Origin of the sequence: Nitrospira sp. (assembly GCA_024760525.1) — a bacterium.
Classification (GTDB): domain Bacteria; phylum Nitrospirota; class Nitrospiria; order Nitrospirales; family Nitrospiraceae; genus Nitrospira_D.
On record CP060499.1, the window covers coordinates 1,162,407 to 1,184,720 of the forward strand.

At 56.7% G+C, this 22,314-nt stretch carries 16 protein-coding genes; 14 read left to right on the forward strand and 2 right to left on the reverse strand.

The annotated features are described in order from the left end of the window. The first annotated feature begins 33 nt into the window (after window positions 1-33). From H8K04_05510 to H8K04_05575, 14 genes are all read left to right on the forward strand, one after another. Window positions 34-210 carry a hypothetical protein gene (locus H8K04_05510; GenBank protein UVT17011.1) on the forward strand — a complete coding sequence of 59 codons (177 nt, stop codon included), beginning with the start codon at window positions 34-36 and terminating at the stop codon, window positions 208-210. A 96-nt stretch (window positions 211-306) separates the two neighbouring features. Next, the gene (locus H8K04_05515; protein UVT17012.1) at window positions 307-585 is read left to right on the forward strand and encodes a hypothetical protein; all 279 of its coding nucleotides are present in this window, start codon (window positions 307-309) and stop codon (window positions 583-585) included. A 514-nt stretch (window positions 586-1,099) separates the two neighbouring features. After that, window positions 1,100-1,423 (forward strand): hypothetical protein, encoded by a 324-nt coding sequence (locus tag H8K04_05520; protein ID UVT17013.1) that lies wholly within the window; start codon window positions 1,100-1,102, stop codon window positions 1,421-1,423. A 21-nt stretch (window positions 1,424-1,444) separates the two neighbouring features. After that, window positions 1,445-2,245 (forward strand): hypothetical protein, encoded by an 801-nt coding sequence (locus H8K04_05525; GenBank protein ID UVT17014.1) that lies wholly within the window; start codon window positions 1,445-1,447, stop codon window positions 2,243-2,245. Window positions 2,246-2,247: 2 nt separating this feature from the next. After that, entirely contained in the window at window positions 2,248-4,011 is a 1,764-nt protein-coding gene (locus tag H8K04_05530; GenBank protein UVT17015.1) for a hypothetical protein, read from the forward strand. A gap of 119 nt (window positions 4,012-4,130) precedes the next feature. Next, complete coding sequence (locus H8K04_05535; protein UVT17016.1) at window positions 4,131-4,352, forward strand: hypothetical protein; 222 nt, start codon at window positions 4,131-4,133, stop codon at window positions 4,350-4,352. Beyond that, entirely contained in the window at window positions 4,349-5,086 is a 738-nt protein-coding gene (locus H8K04_05540) for a hypothetical protein (protein ID UVT17017.1), read from the forward strand. Before H8K04_05535 ends, H8K04_05540 begins: the two co-directional genes overlap by 4 nt. 25 nt (window positions 5,087-5,111) lie before the next feature. Further along, a complete protein-coding gene (locus H8K04_05545) occupies window positions 5,112-11,246 on the forward strand; it encodes a hypothetical protein (GenBank protein UVT17018.1) in 6,135 nt (2,044 codons plus the stop codon). Window positions 11,247-11,347: 101 nt separating this feature from the next. Further along, complete coding sequence (locus H8K04_05550) at window positions 11,348-13,540, forward strand: type I secretion system permease/ATPase (protein UVT17019.1); 2,193 nt, start codon at window positions 11,348-11,350, stop codon at window positions 13,538-13,540. A 13-nt stretch (window positions 13,541-13,553) separates the two neighbouring features. Beyond that, window positions 13,554-14,945, forward strand: coding sequence for an HlyD family type I secretion periplasmic adaptor subunit (locus H8K04_05555; protein UVT17020.1), 1,392 nt, complete (start codon window positions 13,554-13,556; stop codon window positions 14,943-14,945). Between the two features lie 3 nt (window positions 14,946-14,948). After that, window positions 14,949-16,301 (forward strand): TolC family protein, encoded by a 1,353-nt coding sequence (locus H8K04_05560; GenBank protein UVT17021.1) that lies wholly within the window; start codon window positions 14,949-14,951, stop codon window positions 16,299-16,301. A 251-nt stretch (window positions 16,302-16,552) separates the two neighbouring features. Continuing rightward, the gene (gene malQ, locus H8K04_05565) at window positions 16,553-18,772 is read left to right on the forward strand and encodes a 4-alpha-glucanotransferase (protein UVT17022.1); all 2,220 of its coding nucleotides are present in this window, start codon (window positions 16,553-16,555) and stop codon (window positions 18,770-18,772) included. Window positions 18,773-18,851: 79 nt separating this feature from the next. Next, window positions 18,852-20,024: a hypothetical protein gene (locus H8K04_05570; GenBank protein UVT17023.1), complete on the forward strand. Its 1,173-nt coding sequence runs from the start codon at window positions 18,852-18,854 to the stop codon at window positions 20,022-20,024. Then, entirely contained in the window at window positions 20,024-21,436 is a 1,413-nt protein-coding gene (locus H8K04_05575) for a sigma-54-dependent Fis family transcriptional regulator (protein ID UVT17024.1), read from the forward strand. Before H8K04_05570 ends, H8K04_05575 begins: the two co-directional genes overlap by 1 nt. Here the strand turns inward: H8K04_05575 and H8K04_05580 are convergent. Together H8K04_05580 and H8K04_05585 are read right to left on the reverse strand one after the other, a co-directional pair. Next, on the reverse strand, window positions 21,433-21,921 hold the full coding sequence (locus tag H8K04_05580; protein UVT17025.1) for a hypothetical protein: 489 nt from the start codon (window positions 21,919-21,921) through the stop codon (window positions 21,433-21,435). The two genes, H8K04_05575 and H8K04_05580, sit on opposite strands and share 4 nt — an antisense overlap. Beyond that, window positions 21,918-22,172, reverse strand: coding sequence for an Lrp/AsnC ligand binding domain-containing protein (locus tag H8K04_05585; GenBank protein UVT17876.1), 255 nt, complete (start codon window positions 22,170-22,172; stop codon window positions 21,918-21,920). Before H8K04_05585 ends, H8K04_05580 begins: the two co-directional genes overlap by 4 nt. Between the last annotated feature and the right edge of the window lie 142 nt (window positions 22,173-22,314).

The window sequence follows — 22,314 nt, forward strand, 5'->3', positions numbered from 1 at the left end:
TCAGGACGTAGTCAACGATCGAGGAGGGAAATCATGCCGAGCGTGCTCGACCGAGTCATCGAGAGAGAATTGAGAAAAGAGCTTAAGGATGCGCTGGTCAGGTTTGAACAACAGCTGCGACAGTCAGGTGTCTCAGACGAGAATGTAAAAAATCGCATGCGCGGAGCCAAGCAATTCGTGGCCTTTTTGTACGGCAGGTACCTCGGATAGCACTCGTCTCAAGGTCCTGTCCGATTGGTACCATGTGAAGGCATTCTGCTGGCAATGTAAGTAGGCGCCGAGAGCCATTCAACCAAGGAGGGATCCATGACAACCGCGCGTTCGATATCAATCTTCGCTATTCCCGCATTCTTGCTCGGGTTCGTGTTGGGAGGGGTGTCGTTGCATGTCGCTTCAGCTGAGGGGCTCTTTGGGCTCAAGGATTCCGTCACCCAGATTGGAACCTCTTTGGTCGACATGCAGAAGAATGTCGATGCTCTGCAGAAGAATATGAATACGCTCAAGCAGACCAAAGATAATCTCTCTTCACTGTCAGTGTCCGGTGGTGGCGCCAAGGGAGCGATGGATTCCCTCATGAACAAGTGAGAGCTCTAGTTCATAGCAGTAGTTACCCACCTACGTCCGGTTGGTCTGGCAATGAGCTGGGCCAGCCGGTGCCTCTCTCGAATCAACGCGACTTCATGACGTCCTCGATTTTCTGCTAATCCTTTCCTCAGATCGAATCCACTCTTCATCCAGCAGCCATCATCACCTTATCTGTTTCCTCCAGCAGAGAACTCTAGATTCTCCTATTAGGAACCACGGTACGGTTTCCCTTGCGGTCACATGGGACCAAGCTGACATCATTTGACTTCAACCAGATGCGCTGTCTTGGTGTAGTTGAAGCCCTCTTCTCTACGTGTGAGCCATCCCTCCTCACTTTCGTATATGGCCATTCAAAATGGCTCTGGAAGCCTATTTTCAGGAATCAGATCTTGACAGACAACTGACGGGCCCACTACACTCACGCCACTTTGTAATTAAGAATAGACACGTGAGTGTTTTAGCTTACTCTATCTATTCTTCTGGACTTTCACCCACTGTCAAGGAGTGTGCGTTGATGAGCGACCAGAAAGACACGACTATTGCGTTAAACATCCGGCTAAAACCGTCTGATTCTTCGGCCCACCCACGCACGGCTAACTACACCAACGTCGGGGTAGCGCAGGGCATCGCCTATCTGGACTTTGGATTTATCGAGCCCGCGTTGCTTGCCGCGATTGCGAAGACGGCGAAAGACGGCCAGGCGGCTCCGAAAGGTGTCGAGGGGCATCTCGTCAGCCGTGTGGCCATGGATGTAGCTGCCTTGGCCAGGTTGCAGCAACAGATTCAGCAAGTGCTGGAGAGCTTGGGTGCAGCGCGGCAGCCGAAGGCAAAGGGCTAGCCCTTAGAAGGAAGGCAACTAATGAATGGGAAATGGCCAAACCGGTCGCTGATTATCGTGATTCTGTTTGCCGTGGTGTGGGGCATTGGGGTCCGCGCCGACGCCGGTCTTTTCGGCTTTGGGCGAGACAGTTGGCAAGAGGAGGTGCTGCTCCATGACGGCAGCAAGATGGTCATCACACGTTCACAAACGTATGGTGGGAGCCACGAGATCGGGCAGCCATCACCGATTAAAGAGCACACGATTTCCTTCACGCTGCCAGGGTCGAGTAAGCGCATCACCTGGACGAGCGAATATGGAGACGACCTTGGGCGCACGAACTTTTATTTACTAGCCGTGCAAGTACTGAACGGAACTCCCTACATTGTTGCGGAACCGAACCTGTGTCTCTCGTACAACAAGTGGGGCCGACCCAATCCGCCCTATGTGTTCTTCAGGTACGACAGCAAAGCCTGGCAGCGTATTCCACTTGAAGACGTTCCTGCCGAGTTTCAATCCATCAATGTGGCTCTCGACATTCTTGGACGTGAAGTAGAGAACTTGGTGAGACTTGGTTTTGTCTCGTCAGAGCAGATCAATAGGATGAACCGGCACATAGTCAGCCCTCAATACAAGAGTATTCTGCGCGAACCAATGAAGGAGCATGGGCAAAGCCAGTGTGGAGAAATGATTTATGCGGGGAAAGAAGGCGGAGGTTGGATTGGGTTGGGGTGGTTTCGAGATCAGCCGTCTTACAGTGCCTGCAGCAAATCCTGTGAAAGCTGGCATGTGCCGGTAGAGAGGTGTCCTTGTGCCACGTTATTTAAGGAAAAGGGAGAATAACCATGGTGACGGAACTTGAATATGCGTTGATGGCTGGCCGGGCGTATCAATCCACTCGTGCCGAAAAGAATTGGTTCCCAACGCTAGATAGCTATGGCTGGTTAGAACCTCTGGAAAAGAGGCGAAGAGATCCAGCCACTGGTTTTGAGGCTGGCTATTTCCAGCGTGGCACCGAGATCGTCATTTCCATCGCAGGGACCGATCCGAACGACGGCATTTTACCGCCCGGGCCGGACAATACGGCCAATATCTTGCTCACCTCGGGTATAGCCTCTGTGCAGCTGTTACAAGCGGCAGAATACTATTTGCAAGTCCAGGCGGCCAATCCCGGCGCAACGATTACCATTACCGGCCACAGCCTGGGCGGCGGGTTGGCGGCCCTTATGGGTGTGTTCTTCGGCAAACAGGCGGTGACCTTCGATCAAGCACCGTTCGCCAACTCGGCGACGCCAAGCCTGTTCCCAAATGTCGCCGAGACGCTCCTGTCCGATCTGCTTACCCGGGGTTACAGCATAACGGCCTTGGCCGGACTGACCGACTTTCTACAACGCCGTGCGGTCAGTGGCGGAATTCCAAGCGCTGACCTGGTGAGCAGCCTCAATGTGCAAGGGGAATTTCTCGCTGGGGTGCCTTGGAATGTTCTGGCGAACCGCATTGGTCTGCCAACCTATCTCCCGACCGATGCTCCGGGCGTGTCCGGGGGCGATCTGCATTCGCATGCGTTGCTGACCGCGTTTCTCCAGAGTATGCAGACCGCTGTGTCAGGACAGACGTTAAACGGCGTCACTGCCAAACTCACCGATCTGATGGGGATGATCTTTTCAAGCGGCTTGTTTGCGCATCCGACCACTGACCCTCAGAATCGAAACTTCCTCGAGCGCCTGGTCCAGAACGAAACGGCCAATGCAATGGTGACGCGGTTCACCAGTGATCTTTGGAAACTGGCGCAGGAGGGCGGACTGACAATGACGGATGGTCCCACGCCTGCTACGAATTTGGTCAGCAAGACGCTGATCGCGTTTGCCATGCAGATGTACTACGAAGACACCGTTAATGCCACGAACGCGAGTAAGGAACTGTTCACCGATCTTGCCACGGCGGGCATTGGTAGTGGCGGCGTCCACTTTGATCGGGCCGATGTGGCCACCACGCTCAGCGACGCCAAGGGCTACACCATGTACTTTCAGAACTATCTCAACTCATCCGCTTTTACCAATACCGATCGCCAGCTGATTCAGTCGCTACTGCCCACGCTGCGCGACTGGTATGTGCAGGCGGGATCGGGCGGGATGAATGTGACCGATGACGAGAACCGGAGAGCATTTCTGCTGGGCGGCAAACGAGTCGATATCCTTAGCGGCGGAAGTCAGATCGACCTGCTGGTGGGCAATGCTGGTGCCGACACACTGGATGGCGGTGGGGGCAATGACACCTTACTCGGCGGTATCGGCTTCGACCGCTATTACTGGAGCACAGGCGATGGGCACGATTGGATTGAGGACGCCGATGCCACGGGAGCGATTTTCGTCAATGGCCGGATGCTTGTGGGTGGCGTGAAGAAGTCTGGGCATACTGATTGGGAAAGCGCAGATGGCACGATCAAGTACGAGCTGGCAGGGGGCGATCTCGTCGTAAAGCTGAACGGCACACAGATCCTGACCGTCAACGAGAACTTTGAGAGCGATGAGAACAATGATGCGCTGATGAATAGCGGAAGTCGGACCGAAGTGGCGACCCCCTCGAAAGAGATATATACAACAGTATAAAGTACTTATTATAACGTAGGTGTAAATACAACTCGAACGTTGCTCTTGTAGGAATGGATAATTCACGAAGCTGCAGCTAGGCCATCTCCCCTCATCTATCATTCCAGGAATCCACGCGCATGAGTGAAATGAAAGACCAGCCAATTGCAGTGCTCCGCACTGTTATGCCTGTGGGTGAGATTTTGAACGCCAGTTTGGTGGACAGCATCAATGTGGCCGGGGAATTCTTATCCAGGATGTCTTGGGACCTCTTGAATCGCATCGATCGAAAAAGAAGCAAACGCTTCTGCGGTGGCAATGTTGCAGGTTCGGGATTTCAGATGGAAAGGAAAGCGGTATGAGCAACTCAAAGGCAATGCTTCTCACGCTCGCCGTTCTCGGAGTGTTACTGGCGTGTCTGAGCGGCGGTGTCGAAGCCGGTCTCTTCGGTTTTGGCGGAGATAGTTGGCAGGAAGAAGTGCTGTTGCATGACGGAACCAAGATGGTTGTCACCCGCTCGCAAACGTATGGGGGGCGGCGCGAAGTTGGCCAGCCGCCACCGATCAAAGAGCACACGATTGCCTTCACACCACCAGGGTTGGATAAGCGCATCACCTGGACCAGCGAATATGGGGAAGATCTCGGACGAACCAATTTTCACCTACTGGCCGTGCATGTGCTGAACGGTACACCCTATCTCGTCACGGAGCCGAACTTATGCCTGTCGTACAACAAGTGGGGGCGGCCGAACCCGCCGTATGTCTTCTTCAAATACGACGGCACGGCCTGGCAGCGCATTCCGCTTGAAGCCTTTCCGACCGAGTTTACCACGATCAATGTGGCCCTCAGCATTATAGGGCGTGAGGGAACGGAGCTAGTGAGACAGGGTTTTGTTTTGGCAGAGAAGATTAAGGAATTGAACCGTCATACAGTGAATCCCGACCACAAAACCATTCTGCGAGAACCGATGAAGCTGGGGACAGAGGGATCCGCGGTGAACTGTCAAGAGATGATTCATTACAAATGTGGTTGGTTTGGAACTAGCCCAGATGGGAAGTTCAATAAAGAGTTTGCTGATCGCATGTGTAACAAGTAACACAATTTAAAGGAGACAAATAATCATGGCTACCACAATCGAATATGCCTTGATGGCTGGAGCTTCGTACATTTCTACTCGTCCCGACATCAACAAATTTCCAATACCACAAGGATGGGTAGCCGTAACTAACCCACCACACTTCCAAGATGATGCAACCGGCTTCGAAGCCATTTCTTTCCAACGAGGCAATGAAATTGTCATCTCCTACGCCGGTACAAATCCCAACGAATCGCTGGTTGGACCAGACCATACGGCCGATTACTTGCTTGCCACAGGTGTGGGCTCCGTGCAGCTTGAGCAAGCCGCTGAATACTACTTGGAAATCATGGCGACTAATCCTAACGCCACCATTACCTTCACGGGCCACAGTCTAGGCGGCGGTCTAGCGGCCTTGATGGGTGTGTTCTTCGGCAAGCAGGCAGCCACATTCGACCAGGCGCCGTTTGCCAATTCGGCGGAGGCCAGTCTTGTCCTCCCAGATGTCGCGGCGGTTCTGAAGGAATATCTGCTCTCAGAGGGTTACAGTCCTGAAAAGCTGGTTGGTCTGACGGACTTTCTCACGCTACGTGCCGCCATGGCTCCCGGTGAGATCCCAAACTCTAGCCTGGTGACGAGCGTCAATGTGGACGGCGAGTTTTTGTCTGGGATGCCCTACAACATCTTGGATCGTATTGGCCAGCCCGCTTCTATCCCCACCAACGCGCCTGGGGTATCAGGGTACGATCTCCACTCCGTGGCCTTACTGACGGCCTTTTTGCAGAGCATGCAGACCGCTTTGTCTGGACAGGCGTTGAACGATGTGACGTTCAGGCTCACGAAGCTGGTGGAGATGATCTTCGACGACAGCTTGTATGCGCATCCAACTACTGACCCTGACAACCAGAATTTTCTCGAGCGTCTTGTTCAGAATGAACAAGGCAACGCGATGGTGACCCGCTTCACCAGTGACCTCTGGAAGCTGGCGCAGGATGGTGGACTGACGATGGCCGATGATGCCTTCGCATCGGTGAAACTGGTCAGCCAGACTCTCATCGCCTTTGCCATGCAGAAGTACTACACCGAAACACAAACGAGTGCGGGCTACAACAAAGAATTGTTCACGGACGTGACGGGTGGGATCCGATTCGATCTGGCGAATGTCGCTGCCAATCTCACTGACACGAAGGGGTACGACCTCTACTTCCAGACCTATCTGGCCAACGCCTTTACTGCTAGTGATCGGGACCGGATTGAATCGTTATTACCGGGATTGCGTGACTGGTACGTGCAGGCGGGATCGGGCGGCATGAACGTGACCGATGCCGAGAACCGGGGAGCCTTTCTGCTGGGCGGCAACCGAGTCGATACCCTCAGTGGCGGAAGCCAGATCGACCTGCTGGTGGGCAATGCTGGTGCCGACACACTGGATGGCGGTGGGGGCAATGACACCTTACTCGGCGGCATCGGCTTCGACCGCTATTACTGGAGTATAGGCGATGGGTACGACCAGATTGAGGACGCCGATGCTAGTGGAGCGATTTTCGTCAATGGCCGGATGCTCAGCGGTGGTGTGAAGAAGGCGGGACACACGGATTGGGAAAGCGTAGATGGCACGATCAAGTACCAGATGTCAGGGGGCGATCTCGTCGTGAAGCTGAACGGCACGCAGATCCTGACCGTCAACGACAATTTTGAAAGTGGGCAGTTCGGGATTCAGTTAATCGATGCGAAGGATCTGTCGGCGGGGCTGCCGACGTCCGGTCGGACGATCGAGGGTGATCATCAGCCGGCATGGCCATTTCGGTTTGACGATCTCGAAAATTCTATTTGGGACGATCCGACACGGGTGCCGAAGTTAGATCATCTACAGGGCAGTGGGGGGAATGACACGATCGACGCAGGCGAGTTGGAGGACTGGCTACGCGGGTTCGGAGGGGACGATGTGCTCCTCGGCGGTGGGGGCGCGGATCGAATGCAAGGTGGCGATGGCCATGATTATCTCTTCTCAGACCAACTCGTGAATCTTGCGGAACTCGCTTCGCTGAGTACATTTACGGGTGTGGGAACCTCGCTGGAGTATCTCAATGGCGGCGCCGGCGACGATGTGCTGGTTGGGGGAGCGGCGGCGGATGAACTGTTCGGCGCCTCCGGTGCAGACCTTCTGCTCGGCGGAGATGGAACCGACTTTTTGGGCGGCGATGACAACTATCGGCTTCCGTATCCAACGTGGCTAACATTCTTTTACTTCGACGAACAAGGCACGCTCGTTTTTGCCAACCTGGTGAACGATTCTACAAAACTAGAGATCGAGGAATTTGGCCAGGCGGATGAGATGTACGGTGGAGGCGGAGACGACCTCATTTGGGCGGGTGGTGGGAATGATTTGGTGTATGGCGATGCGGGCGATGATCGGATTACGGGAGATAGTGGGGATGACACGATCTTCGGCGGAGATGGCAATGACTGGATGCAGGGAGAGAATTCAGCGCTGTCAATCGGAAGCATGAACGATTATTTGGACGGGGGCGATGGGGACGATTACGTGCTCGGGGCTCAAGGGGACGACGTGGTGATCGGTGGATTGGGTAGCGATTACCTCTTCGGAGAGGCGATGAACCTCCTGGGCGTGATCGGAAATGATATTTTGGATGGGGGAGACGGAAACGATTTTCTCTACGGAGAGGGCGGGGACGATACGTTGTTTGGCGGAGCGGGGAACGACGAGCTGATCGGAGACTTTACCAACGATCCCGTTCCCGGGAATGACCTCCTCTATGGCGACGCCGGGTTTGACCACCTACAAGGGGAAGCTGGCGATGACCTGTTGGACGGAGGCGAGGACGACGACGAGTTACAAGGCGGCAGTGGTAATGACATGTTGTTTGGAGGGGCAGGCAACGATCTGCTCTTTGGCGAAGCGACTTCATTTCAAGGTCAAGCGGGTGACGATACGCTCGATGGGGGTGAAGGAACGGATCACCTGCAAGGCGGCGGTGGAGCCGATACGCTGTTTGGCGGAACGGGAAACGATGCCCTCTTCGGAGACGATCCCCTTGATGTGAGTATTGCGGGGAACGATTTCCTTGATGGCGAAGAGGGCGATGATGAACTACAGGGCGGGCTTGGGAACGATACCCTCTTCGGCGGAGATGGAAATGATGCATTGCGCGGTGATCGTATGGCTCTGGCTCCTAATCCTGAGAACGGGGGGAACGATATTCTCGATGGCGGAACTGGCGATGATGAGCTCGATGGAGATTCGGGGAATGACGTACTCACTGGTGGGGCAGGGCAGGATGTCCTCATTGGAGGATCCGGGCAGGATACCTACATGTTCAATCAGGGAGACGGCACCGATACGATCGTGGAGGCAGCGGCGGAAGGCAATCGCCTCGTCTTCGGAGCCGGGGTTGCGTCCGGGTCGGTGACACTGGGGATGGAGGTGGGCGATACATTGGTCCTTCACATGGGCACGGCCGGGGATACGGTGCGGATCACCAACTTCGGCGTGACGGTCCCAACCGGCGCGCATCCCATCGACACGTTCGAATGGGCCGATGGGACCGTGCTTACCTATAGCCAGCTGATCGGGCGAGGATTCCACCAAAGCGGAACGGCCACTAGCGAGACCCTTACGGGGACGGCATTCATCGATCACCTGGCCGCCGGTGCGGGAAACGATGTGGTCTCCGGCCTGGCCGGCGCGGATACGCTCCTGGGGGAAGAGGGGAACGATGTGTTGGACGGCGGTCCTGGTGACGACATTTTAGAGGGCGGCGCCGGCCATGATCGGCTGTTCGGGTCGGAGGGAAATGATGTGCTCGACGGCGGTGCCGGCGATGACCGCTTGAGCGCCGACCTCGGGACCGATCGTTTAGTGGGCGGGGCCGGGAATGACCTGTATGAACTCTTTGGGACGGGCCATGTGATCGTCGAGGTTGCTGGAGAAGGCAATGATACGGTCCGCATCGCGGTCCCCGGATCCTTTGTGGTGCCTGAGGCCGTGGAGCATATCGAATTGCGCGAGGATACCTTCTTCTCCGGGGCGGTCGATCTGGTCGGCAACCAACAGGACAACCGGATGACCGGGTCCAACGTGTTGGATGGGCGGCAAGGCAACGATACGCTGATCGGGCTCGGGGACAATCTCTATGTGTTCGGACGAGACTACGGGCAGGATGTGATTCAGACCGGCACGCAGACCTATGCGTCGCCGACCTTTATCGATTCCATCCACATGCAGGCCGGCGTGGCGCCTGCTGAGGTGACGTTTGAGGGACAGGGCACCCATTTGGTGATGAACATTGTCGGCACAGCCGATCAGCTCACGGTGGAGAACTATTTGATCGAGCCCGGCCTTCGGACTCCCACGATCGGCGCGATTCAGTTCGCCGATGGGACCATCTGGGGGGAGACGGAGATCATCAGTCGTCTCCGCGTGGTCACCGGCACCAGCGGCAACGATACCCTCACGGGGTTCGACACCGAGAATGAGCTGTTCGGGCTCGGCGGGGACGATCAGCTGGCGGGGAATGGCGGCAATGACCGATTAGATGGCGGCACAGGCCTCGATAGCATGGCAGGCGGGGTGGGGAACGATCTCTACCTCGTCGATCAGATCGGCGATGAGGTGACGGAGAACTCCAATGAAGGCACCGACACCATCCACAGTTCGATCACCTACACCCTGGGGGCGAATATTGAACATCTCACTTTGGTCGGGACGGCGGCGATCAATGGGACGGGCAATACCCTGAACAACGTGCTCACGGGGAACAGTGCGGCCAATGTGTTGGCGGGCGGTGCCGGGAACGATACGTATCTCGTCGAGGCGGGTGATACTGTGACGGAGTCGGCCGGCCAGGGCACGGACACCGTGCAGAGCGCGGTGACGTGGACGCTCGGGTCGAATCTTGAGAAGCTGACGCTCACGGGAACGACCGCGATCAACGGCACGGGCAACACCCTGAACAACGTGCTGACGGGCAATAGCGCGGCCAATGTGCTGAACGGCGGGACGGGCAGCGACAGCATGGCCGGCGGCGCCGGCGATGACACCTATGTGGTCGAGACCGCGAGTGAGGTCATCACCGAACTGGCCAATGACGGCATCGATACGGTTCAGAGCGTCGTCACCTATACCCTCGGCGTCAACGTGGAAAACCTGACCCTGACCGGGACGAGTGCCATCCATGGCACGGGCAACACGCTCGACAACATACTTACGGGCAACAGCGCCAACAACACGCTTACCGGTGGGGCCGGCCACGACACGCTGGATGGCGGGCTGGGGAGCGACACCCTGCGCGGCGGCACGGGCCACGACACCTATGTCGTGAATACCACGGGCGACATCGTGACGGAGCAAGCCAATGAGGGCACCGACACGGTCAAGAGCGCGGTCACGTGGACCGTAAACTCGAATGTGGAAAACCTGACGCTCACTGGGACCAGTGCCATCAATGGGACGGGGAACACGCTCAACAATGTGCTCACCGGCAACAGTGCCAACAATATTCTTACGGGTGGAGCCGGCCACGACACGCTGGATGGTGGCCTGGGGAGCGACACGCTACGTGGCGGCACGGGGAACGACATCTATGTGGTCAATACCACTGGAGACGTCGTGACGGAGAATGCGAATGAGGGGACCGATACCGTGCAGAGCAGTGTCACCTGGACCTTGGGCTCGAATCTCGAGCAGGTGACCTTGACCGGCCACAGTGCGATCAATGGGACGGGGAACACCCTCAACAACATCCTAACAGGGAATGCCGCCAACAATGTCTTGACGGGGCTGGGCGGCAATGACACCTACCGGTACAGTCGCGGGGGTGGCCAAGACACGGTCGTCGATAGCGCGGGGACTTCGGATACGCTGGGATTTGGCGCGATGATCACCCCGCTCGATCTAGTCATCAGCCGCCAGGCGAATAATTTGCGCCTGGCGATTCATGGGAGCACCGACCAGGTGACGATTCAGAACTGGTACAGCGGCCCGACGAATCAGACGGAGATGATGCAGGCCGGCACTGGGCAGACGTTGCTCAGTACGCAAGTCGATCAACTCATTCAGGCCATGGCGGCGTTCACGCAACAATCGGGGCTCACCTGGGATCAAGCCATCGACCAGCGGCCGCAGGACGTGCAGGCCGTCCTGGCCGCCAGCTGGCAGTAAAAAGGAATTCAAGGTATCGATAGCACCAAAGAGGTGAAGGTCACTAAGTAGAATTAGCGAAAACGTTTGGTCATGAGGGAACCTTATCTTATGATGGCCACATGTCGGCTCAAGCAGCGAGAGTGCTTCCTCAGGCCCCTGATTCCCCGATACTGACTCAGTCACGAATCCCCACCGATACGGGACTGACCTGTCTTCTTATCCTTGCCCGGCTTCATGATCTCCCTGCCGATGGGTCCCAGCTTCGGCATCAGTTCGCCCAATCGGGGCAAGTTCTTTCCGACACCGATCTGCTCCGCGCCGCCAAGCATCTTGGTATGAAGGCCGGCTTGGTCAAAACTCAGTGGAGCAAACTGCAAGGGACACCGCTGCCTGCCATGGCCAAGTTGGTGGATGGGGGCTATCTCGTATTGGCCAAGGTCGGAGCGGAGAAGGTGCTGATCCACAATCCCGTCGAAGCTCGCCCGCTCGTCATCTCTCGTGAACAGTTCGAGGTGATTTGGACCGGAGAACTACTGCTCTTTACCAAGCGCGCTGAGGCCCGTCTGAAGGACCTCAAGTTCGATTTCACCTGGTTCATTCCGTCAATCGTGAAGTACCGAACGTTTTTCGGTGAAGTGCTGGTCGCTTCGTTCTTTCTTCAGCTCTTTGCCCTGTTGACTCCGCTGTTTACGCAAGTCGTCATCGACAAAGTGCTCGTGCACAAAGGATTTACGACGCTTCATGTGTTGGCGTTCGGCATGATCGCGCTGGCCGTCTTCGAGGCCCTCCTCGGCGGGTTCCGCACCTATCTGTTTTCCCATACGACGAATCGGATCGATGTGAGTCTCGGGGCCCAACTCTTTCGGCACATCTTGGCCCTGCCTCTGTCTTACTTTGAAGCGAGGCGAGTCGGCGATATGGTCGCCCGCGTGCGTGAGTTGGAGCAGATTCGGCAATTCCTGACGAGTCATTCCGTCACGGTGGTGTTGGACGTCGTCTTTACCGCTGTCTTCCTCACGGTGATGTGGTTTTACAGCTCGACGCTCACGCTCGTCGTGATGGCTTCACTCCCGATCTATGCATTGTTGTCCGTAGCGATCACCCCGGCGATACGCACGCGCTTGCACGAAAAGTTCAATCGCGGGGCGGAGAATCAGGCGTTCCTTGTCGAGACGGTCAGCGGGATTCAGACCGTGAAGGCCATGGCCGTCGAGCCGCCGCTGTTACGCAAATGGGAAGAGCAGCTGGCCGGTTATGTGAAGGCGAGTTTTCGGGCCACGAGCTTGATTACGATAACCGGCCAATCAGCGACCTGTGTTCAAAAGGTGACGATGGTGGCCGTACTGTGGGTAGGTGCCTATCGTGTGATCGAGGGTGACCTCAGCATCGGGCAATTGATCGCATTCAACATGCTCTCATCACAGGTCACCGGCCCGCTCCTCCGCCTGGTGAATCTTTGGCAGGAATTTCAACAAGTGGGTATTTCGGTGCAGCGGTTGGGCGATGTGCTCAATGCCCAGCCCGAGCCCTCATATAATCCGAACCGAACCACGCTCCCGCAGGTCCGAGGGCAGGTGCGATTTGAAGAGGTGACATTTCGCTATCGGTCTGACGGTCCGGAGGTGATTCGCAAGGTGTCGTTTGCCGTTGAGCCGGGTCAGGTGATCGGCATCGTCGGACGTTCAGGATCCGGAAAGAGCACCATCGCCAAATTGGTTCAGCGGCTTTATGTGCCTGAGCGAGGGTGCATCTTGGTGGATGGAGTGGATCTGGCTCAGGTCGATCCGGCATGGCTCCGCAGACAAGTAGGAGTCGTGCTGCAAGAGAATTTCCTGTTCAACGCCTCGGTACGAGACAACATTGCCCTGACGGATCCCGGCTTGGCGATAGAGCGGGTGATGCAGGCCGCGAAACTGGCCGGAGCCCACGAATTCATCCTGGAATTGGTGGACGGGTACGATACCGTGATCGGAGAGCATGGATGCACGTTGTCGGGAGGGCAGCGCCAGCGGATTGCCCTTGCGAGGGCCTTGGTGGCGAACCCCAGGATTCTCATATTGGATGAGGCCACCAGTGCCCTCGACTACGAGTCAGAGGCCGTGATCCAGCGGAACATGACACAGATCTGTAAGGAACGCACAGTCTTCATCATCGCGCATCGACTGAGCACGGTGCGGCCTGCCCATCGTATCTATGTCGTCGATCGCGGAGAGATTGTTGAGCAGGGGTCGCATAACGACCTCCTCCGTACCGGCGGGTGTTATGCGAAACTGTATGCGTATCAAGTCGGTACAGAAGAAGCCGTAGGGTGAGGTAGGCGATAGGATGGCATTCGGGGCATTGGCTCGACATTGGACCGTGTGGAAGGCGGCCTGGCAAGTGGAATCGAGCCGGCCCGTCGGAGCTGCTCCCCGTGGACACGCCACAGAATTCTTACCGGCGGTGTTGGAAATTCAACAGGCGCCGCCATCACCGGTCGGTCGGGCCATTCTCTGGACGATCCTCGCGGCCTTCACGGGCGGGGTGTCGTGGACCATGTTCGGATGGATCGACATCGTGGCGACAGCGCAAGGGAAGATCATTCCTAGCGGCTACTCAAAGATCATCCAGCCATATGAAACCGGAGTCATCGCCTCCATTCATGTACAGGATGGACAAGCCGTCAAGCAGGGCGATGTGTTGATCGATCTCGATTCGACTCTCAATCGAGCCGATCTCGATCGGACGCTTAACGAATACCGCGCGGCAAAAGTGGAGGCGGCTCGGTTGCGGGCACTGATTCGGAACCAGGACACCTTTGAAGTGCCGCCCGATTCTGATGCAGCCTCCGTGGTGTTGCAGCAGCAATTGCTACGGGATCAACTGGCGGAATATCAGGCCAAGGTCGCGGCTGCGCAGCATCTGGTGGATCAGCGCCAGGCTGCGGTTGAGCAAACCAACGAGAACATTCTCCGTTTGGAAGCCACTGTTCCGATGGAGAGTGAACGTGCCGAGGCCTACAAGAAACTATTCGATCGTGGGGCAGCAACCAAGATGGACTTCCTGCAGGCCGAAGGCCAACGTATCGATAAGGCGCAGGAACTCGCAGGGCAAAAAAGGAAACTCCAGCAAGACCGGGCCGCGCTCGGCGAGGCCGAGACTCACTATCGAGCCATGGTGTCGGAATTCCAGCAGACGAAACAGGCGGAACTATCGGCACTCGAAACCAAGGCTGCGTCGCTCGCGCAAGAGGTGACGAAGGCCGACCAAAGGACCGACTTGCAGCGGCTCATCGCGCCGATTGCCGGCGTTGTGCAGCAATTGGCGGTGCATACGGTCGGGGGAGTCGTGACGTCTGCCCAGCAGTTGCTGATCATCGTACCGCAGGACCATCCGGTCGAGGTGGAGGCGCAGGTCGAGAACAAAGATGTGGGGTTCGTGCGGGAGGGGCAGCCGGTCGAAATCAAGGTGGAAACATTTCAGTTCACCCTCTATGGCACGATTCCAGGTTGCGTGGTGACGGTTTCTGATGATGCGGTCCTCATCGAAAAGGTGGGTCTGGTCTATCCAACCAGGGTCAGTATGGATCGAGGAACGATTCAGGTCGAAGGCAAGCCGGTCAACCTGTCGCCCGGCATGGCTGTGACCGTCGAGATCAAGACCGGCCAGCGTCGCATCATCGAATATCTGTTGAGCCCTTTGCTGAAATCCATGAAAGAAAGCCTGAGAGAGCGGTAACGGATGTTGAAGGTGTTTGCACCTCTTGGATTCTGTGTATGTGCCGCCACGATGCTTGCGCCAAGCTTCTCGACCGCCGGTCTGCCAATCGGAGAACCGAGTAGACCGCCGCAGTCAGTTGTCTCCGAACCTCTTTCTCTCACCTTGAAAGGCGCCTTGGCGGCGGCGATCAGCAACAATCCCGACGTCCTCCTGTACAAAGAACGAATTCAGGAGGGGCAAGGTCAGGTTCGGACCCAATTGGGGGCGATGCTGCCCAACTTGTCCGCCAATGTTCGCCAGACCAGACAGACGCAATTCTTGGGTACCATCGGGCTTTCTCCCGTGCGCACCGATCCATTCAGCATTTTCGATACGCGCATCAGCGCGACACAAAACCTGTTCAGTCTTAGCTTGATTCAGCGATGGCGGGCCTCACGGGAGACGTTGCATGTCACCGAACTGGAATCGGAGGTGAGAAAATTCGACACGATGGCCAGCGTGGCCCTGGCCTACATGGACGGGTTGAAGGCCATGGCCACGATCAAGGTGCATGAAGCGAATCAGCACGTGATGAACGAACTACTGGAGACGGTTAAACACCGGCAGCGTGGAGGAGTCGCGACGTTGCTGGATGTTGCGCGGCTCGAAGCACAACTGGCGGCTGAACGGCAACAGGAATCATCGGCGCGGTATGACCTTGACCATGCCAAACTGAATCTCATCAATCTACTTGCGCTCTCCATGGAAAGTTCCCTTGTTCTGACCGATGAGTGGTTGACGGAGGTACAGGACATACCGACGCCGGAACAGGCGATAGACTCGGCGTTGAGCCAAAGACCGGAGGTCCAGGCGCAGATCACACGTATGAAAGCTTCGGAGCTGACCTATTCCTCTATCACCGGGGAGCGCTTGCCGTCGCTGGTTGCCCAAGGCGAGTATGGCCTCATCGGTAATCGTTGGAACAACTCCGTAGACACGTACAATATGGCGTTGGCCCTTCAGATTCCGATCTTCGATGGAGCGCAACGCGAAGGCCGCATCGTCCAGGCGCGAAGCCAGGTACAGCAAGAAGCGTTACGGATGAAGTCGGTGCTCAATCAAGTCAGAATGGAAGCGCGCGATGCGCTCGCTTCACTGACCGCGGCGAAAGAACAGGTGGGCATCGCGCAGACCGGTCTCGAGATGGCAACAAAGGAACTGGACCTTGCGCGCGAACGCTATGCCGTCATCACCTCGGCCAGCCATTTCGAGTTGACCAACGGACTTTCCGCAGTTACTCGCGCCAGAGAAAACCTCGTCAATGCACTTTTCCAACTCAATGCAGCTCGCGTCAATCTGGCTCGCTCCACAGGCGGCTTAGATCGATTGAACTAGTGGCACTGGCCATCAGACCAGCGTAGACGACTGCCCATTCCAAAGACAGGGGCCGAGGCATATCACGCGCCGCATCGTGTGGAAACGAACGGCAGTGCCGTTCCTAGGCTTCCTTCTGCACTCTTCCCCATATAGCCAACCTGCCGTCGAATTCAAAGAAAAGGGCTTAGAGACGGCATTGTCTTGACTTGACTTAGCCCTTCACTCACACTCAAAGAATGTACAATCAGTCTGAAAGTGACCTCCTGCGCATGTTGGCCGATCGGGCCGGGATTGTCGCTGACTACTACGACATTGCCGGCACGCATCATGTCACGACGGATGAAACGCGTCGGGCTATCCTCACCGCTATGAATCTCCAAGCCGCAAGCCGCGAAGAACTCATTGAGGAATTGACCGCTTGGGATGACCGCCCATGGCTACAAGGATGCGAGCCGGTCCATGTGATTCGGTCGGGGCGAGAGATTGGGATGTGGTCATTGCATGTGCCGTGCGAGAGTTCAGACGATGCTCTCCTACAGATCCACTGGTCCCTCCATGCAGATACTGGAGAGATGTACTGGGAGAGGGAAGAAGGGCCAGGGCTCAGAATCGAAGATCAGCGTGTGATCAAAGGGCGTCGCTTCATTCGTGTGGCCTTGGCATTTCCACGAGAATTGCCGCTCGGGTATTACGCGGTGAGAGCTCAGGCGAAGGCAGGTGGCACGCACACCGAAACAATGTGCCGTCTGATCGTAGCCCCTGAGCGTTGTTACGTTCCTGAGAAACTTCAGCGTGGTGCTCGATGGTGGGGTATCGCCTTGCAGCTCTATTCGTTGCGGAGCGATCGCAATTGGGGCATCGGCGACTTCGGCGATCTCGGGACCATCGTGGAATGGGCTGGAAAGCACATGGGTGCTGCCGTGGTCGGACTCAACCCACTCCATGCGCTCAAGAATTCCAAACCCTATCATGTGAGCCCGTATTCACCGGCTAGCCGCCTGTTTCTCAACGACCTGTATATCGACGTTGAACAGGTTGCGGAGTATGGGACGGCACCGGAGGTACGGAGCCGGTTGGCTGATCCGACCTTTCGCGCGCAGATCGAGGCAGCGCGGCGATGCGACTTGGTGGATTACGATGCGGCAAAAACGATGAAACGCGAGATACTTGAAGTCTGCTATCGTGTATTTCTTCGGGAACATTTCGAAGGTGAAGAGCCGGAGTTGAAGCCGACGACGGAGCGCGGGAACAGCTTTTCTCGCTTTGTCGAGCGTGAAGGAGAATCCCTGGCCGAATATGCGTTATTTCAGGCGCTGGAGGAGGAGCGGCAGGCGCTCCAATCACCCTCGGTCGTTTGGGCGGACTGGCCGGAGCCCTATCGAGTTCCAACGTCGGAGGCCGTGCTGGAATTTCGGCACCGGCATATGTCGCGGGTCAGGTTCTTTCAGTACCTGCAATGGTTGGCGGCAGAACAGCTACGCGGACTGGTTGAGAAGGCACAGGATGCCGGAATGCCGATCGGGTTTTACCACGATCTTGCACTCGGGAGCGATCGCTATGGAGCCGATGGGTGGCGGTATCAAGAGGTCCTGGCGTTGAATGCCGATTGCGGTGCGCCGCCCGATGCCTTTGCTCCTCAAGGGCAGAATTGGGGATTCTCTCCGCTCGATCCGATCCGGCTTCGCGCAAGCGGCTACCACTACATGATCAACTTGCTCCGCAACAATCTCCGCTATGGTGGCGCGATTCGGATCGATCATGTCATGGCGCTCTTCCGCTTGTTTTGGATTCCACGCGGCCTTCCACCGTCGATGGGCACATATGTGCATTACCGTGACGAGGAACTGTTGGCGATCTTGGCGTTGGAGAGCGCGCGGGCCAAAACACTCGTGATCGGCGAAGATCTGGGAACCGTTCCCGATTGGGTGCGTGACCGACTGGGAACCGCCGGCGTCCTGTCCTATCGGGTGTTGTATTTTGAACGGACTCCCTCAGGGGCTTGGAAACCTCCGGCGCAGTATCCGGCGCAATCCCTCGCGGTTGTGACGACTCACGATCTTCCGACGTTGAATGGATATTGGGAAGGTGCCGATATTGAGACTCGGTCCACTCTCGGTCTATTTCCTTCCGAGCAAGCTCGGAACGCGATGCTGGATGAGCGGCAACACGAGAAAGCCGGTATCCTCGCTGCGTTGAAGTCCGAAGGACTCTTGCCGGCCGGTGTATCGGACGATCCAGCTCTCATGCCTACCATGACGGATGAGTTACGAGAGCGTGTTCATCAGTATCTGGCTCATACTCCATCCTGGATTGTTCTGGCCAATCTCGAAGATGTCATCGGTACCCGTGCTCAGACCAATTTGCCTGGGACGGTGGATCAGCATCCGAATTGGTGCCGGAAGCTGAGTCTCACGGTCGAGGAGCTGAAGAGCGACCCACGATTCGAACGGCTCGCGGCTCAGTTGCGTTTGACGCGCCCCTTTGTGTAAGAACATCCGTGAACGTATCCTCTCATTATCCATTGTCTCGAACCGGTTGTCTTGACCACCGGCGGAGCCGAGCGAGTCGATGATCGCCATGACGCATCGTGACCGCCTCGTTCTTGCGATCGCCGCGGCCTGCTTTCTCATTATCTTAGTGATCGAAGAATTTGCCCCGGCCAACGTCGTGGGGGCCTATGGGTACGTCTTGCCGATCTTGTTGGTGACGACGCTTCGGAATCGAACCGTGATGTTGGTGACCGTCTTGGCTTGTGTCGTCGCGACATATTCAGGGCTTCTACAACCGACCAAGCCGGGCCGATTTCAAGCGGCGGTCATCAATCGAAGCGTCGTCGTCGGCGTCCTGCTGTTGGTGGCCTATCTGGGGGTAAGTTGGGAAGAGCGGAAAGCACGAGAAGAAGCGGCACGAGCCGCCCTGGCCCGACAGACGGAGAATCTGCTCAAAGCCAACACCCAACTGGTTCAGGCAAAAGATCAACTCAACCGGTCTGAACGGCTGGCGGCGGTAGGACAACTCGTGGCGTCCGTTGCGCACGAAGTGGGCACGCCGCTCCATTCGATTGCGTGGCATGTCCAGGCGCTGGCGGAGGAGCCTGGGGTGACGCAGGAGATGAAGAAGCGGGTCGCCATTATCGATGAACAGCTGACGCGAGTGGTGCGGATCATCCAAGACTTGCTGTCCTCCACCCGCCCGCGTCAGCCGGAACCCAAGTGGCTGCCGGTAGAGGAAGTCATCGGTCCGGCGGCCGACCTGATGGAGCCCGCGTTTCATGCCAAAGGGATTACCTTGACGATCCAGATTCCTGAGCACCTGCCGCTGGTCTGGGCCGATAAGGAAAAAATGCATCAGGTGTTGGTGAATATCCTGGCGAATGCGCTGGCTGCCACTCCTTCGGAAGGGACCGTGAACATCGTCGCGGCAGCTCGCGAAGCCTCGCCGGAAGAGCTCGACCGCGGAGGAAGGGCGGCCGGCCGAGTATCCCCGCTGGTGATGACGATGACCGTCCAAGATACCGGATGCGGCATGCCGGAAGCCGATGCGGAAAAAGCCTTCGAGCCGTTTTTTACGACGAAGGCAGTTGGCAAGGGGACCGGCTTAGGACTATTCTTGAGCCGCGAAACCGTGCTGGCTCATGGCGGGAATCTCATGCTGACGAGTGAGATGGGGCGTGGCACCACCGTGGCGGTGACATTGCCCGCAGTGCAACGTGAACCCACCCGTGTGATGGAGGAGGCTTGATGCAACCAGCGACGATCCTCGTAGCCGACGACGATGTGGTTGCACGTGAACTCCTGGCGGAAGCACTCAGGAAAGAAGGGTATCACGTTGAGCCATTTGCCGGTGGAGAAGAAGTGATCGCGCGCGGGAGACAGGGACGGGTCGATTTGGTGTTGACGGATATCCGTATGGGCGCCGTGGATGGGCTCACGGTGCTGAGGGAGTTCAAGCGGGTGAGCCCGAATACAGCGGTTGTGGTCCTGACCGCCTTCGGTTCTCTGGAAGGAGCGATCGAAGCGATCAAACAGGGGGCCTATGACTACCTGGCGAAGCCGTTCAAGAAAGAAGACATCAAGTTGGTCGTCAAACGAGCCCTGGATCACTGCAGGCTGCTCCAAGAGAATGCGCGGTTCCGAGAAGAGTTGAAGAGCAAGGGGGAATGGTCTCCCTTGGTCGGAAGCAGCACGGCAATGCTGGAAGTGTACAAGTTGGTCGCGCGCGTGGCTGAGAGCAAAAGCACGGTTCTGCTGCAAGGGGAAAGCGGGACGGGCAAAGAGCTCATTGCCCGGGCCATCCATACGAATGGTCCGCGCCGTGATAAGCCGTTTATCCCGGTCAATTGTGGCGCCTTGCCGGATACGCTGCTGGAATCTGAAATGTTCGGGTATGAGAAAGGGGCATTTACCGGCGCTGCAGGAACCAAGGTGGGGCTCTTCGAGTCGGCCAACGGGGGAACGTTGTTTCTCGACGAGATCGGTGAACTCGGACAGGCCTTACAAGTGAAATTGTTGCGGGTCATGCAGGATCAGGAAGTTCGCCGAGTGGGGAGTACGACCTCCACAAGGGTCGATGTGCGGATCATTGCCGCGACCAATCGGGATCTTGAGCAACTCGTGAAGGAAGGAAAGTTTCGGGACGACCTCTTTTATCGGCTGAAAGTCGTCCCGATCACGTTGCCGTCGTTGGTGGAGCGGCGGGAAGATATTCCGATGCTGGTGCATCATTTCTTACAGAAATGCGCGGCGGGAACTGCGCATGCGGTGCGCGGTGTGCTGCCGGAGACCATGGCGCTGTTGACCCAGTATCGGTGGCCGGGCAATGTTCGAGAGCTTGAAAACGCGATTGAACGGGCTGTGTCGTTGAGTCACGGGCCGCTCTTGACGCCTGAGGATTTGCCCGATGTGATTCGTCAAGGCGCAGCGGCCGACGTCGATGCGCGACAGACGCAAGCTGATCGACTCGATGAAGTGTATCTCACGTTAGAGGAAGTGGAAAAACGTCACTTGACCCGTGTGCTCAAAGAAACGAAGGGCAACAAGGTAAAGGCCGCAAAAATCCTCGGAATCGACAGGCGGACGCTCTACCGTATGGCAGAGCGTTTCGGCCTGGATCTTGGCGAAGAAGCTGAGGGAGTAGAAAAAGAACCGGTCTAAGGTTTTGCGCCGTAAAAAGTCTCAGTTGTGTACGTCGATTGGACGATTTTCAATTCGTTCCTGATCAACCGGAGTTTATTTTCAGCGCTTTGAGGAACTTGAGGAGCTGTGGGACCCCAGCTATCGAACATCGTTTGCTTGCCTTCGGAGAGGATTTGTAACCGGAGTCTTGTGGCTTTGTCGGTTTCCGGTGTGACCGATGCTTCGGCGCGGCTTCGCACCACACCGAACCGTCCTTTCACGAGCCAATCCCAGATACTGGGCTGTTCATCCCTGTAATCTGCCTGTAACTGAGATCCGTCCTTCCAGTTCACGTCGTAGTCATCGTCTTTCAAGACTTTTGTCACGGCTGCCTTCACTTGATCTGCCGGTACGGGCAATGTCACATCGACCACATCGGGTTCGATCGTGGCACGCGGGGTGCTGCTGCATCCAAAGGCAAAGGCGGCGATGACGACGATGGCTAGACAGTCCTTTCGGATCATTTTGTTCTGGCCTCCTTCAGACGGTAGACAAGGTGAGTATCGGTCTGTGTCACTCCTTCTATACCATGAATACGGCTCAACACCAGCTGGGTCAAGGCGTCCTGGTCCGGGATATCAGCGATGGCGATGATATCTGGCTTACCCCAACAGGGATCGATCGTCTTAATCTCTTTAATTTCCCCTAGCGCTTTGACTACAGCGGATGTCTGGCCCGGCAACACGTTGATCAACACATAAGCACGATCCGACATACCGTGATCTCCTGGAGCCGGACCATGAATCGTGTAGGGGATTGCCCCAGAAGTGGGCTGCTTTATAGCAAAGTCGGTCTGGCCTGTCAACACCGGCTTGGTTTTAGTGGCTTTTGATGATGAAGGAGAGGGGATGGATTTC

Coding starts and splice junctions, on each gene's coding strand:
- H8K04_05510 (UVT17011.1), top strand. CDS start 34: ATGCCGAGCGTGCTCGACCGAGTCATCGAGAGAGAATTGAGAAAAGAG.
- H8K04_05515 (UVT17012.1), top strand. CDS start 307: ATGACAACCGCGCGTTCGATATCAATCTTCGCTATTCCCGCATTCTTG.
- H8K04_05520 (UVT17013.1), top strand. CDS start 1,100: ATGAGCGACCAGAAAGACACGACTATTGCGTTAAACATCCGGCTAAAA.
- H8K04_05525 (UVT17014.1), top strand. CDS start 1,445: ATGAATGGGAAATGGCCAAACCGGTCGCTGATTATCGTGATTCTGTTT.
- H8K04_05530 (UVT17015.1), top strand. CDS start 2,248: ATGGTGACGGAACTTGAATATGCGTTGATGGCTGGCCGGGCGTATCAA.
- H8K04_05535 (UVT17016.1), top strand. CDS start 4,131: ATGAGTGAAATGAAAGACCAGCCAATTGCAGTGCTCCGCACTGTTATG.
- H8K04_05540 (UVT17017.1), top strand. CDS start 4,349: ATGAGCAACTCAAAGGCAATGCTTCTCACGCTCGCCGTTCTCGGAGTG.
- H8K04_05545 (UVT17018.1), top strand. CDS start 5,112: ATGGCTACCACAATCGAATATGCCTTGATGGCTGGAGCTTCGTACATT.
- H8K04_05550 (UVT17019.1), top strand. CDS start 11,348: ATGTCGGCTCAAGCAGCGAGAGTGCTTCCTCAGGCCCCTGATTCCCCG.
- H8K04_05555 (UVT17020.1), top strand. CDS start 13,554: ATGGCATTCGGGGCATTGGCTCGACATTGGACCGTGTGGAAGGCGGCC.
- H8K04_05560 (UVT17021.1), top strand. CDS start 14,949: ATGTTGAAGGTGTTTGCACCTCTTGGATTCTGTGTATGTGCCGCCACG.
- malQ (UVT17022.1), top strand. CDS start 16,553: ATGTTGGCCGATCGGGCCGGGATTGTCGCTGACTACTACGACATTGCC.
- H8K04_05570 (UVT17023.1), top strand. CDS start 18,852: ATGATCGCCATGACGCATCGTGACCGCCTCGTTCTTGCGATCGCCGCG.
- H8K04_05575 (UVT17024.1), top strand. CDS start 20,024: ATGCAACCAGCGACGATCCTCGTAGCCGACGACGATGTGGTTGCACGT.
- H8K04_05580 (UVT17025.1), bottom strand. CDS start 21,921: ATGATCCGAAAGGACTGTCTAGCCATCGTCGTCATCGCCGCCTTTGCC.
- H8K04_05585 (UVT17876.1), bottom strand. CDS start 22,172: ATGTCGGATCGTGCTTATGTGTTGATCAACGTGTTGCCGGGCCAGACA.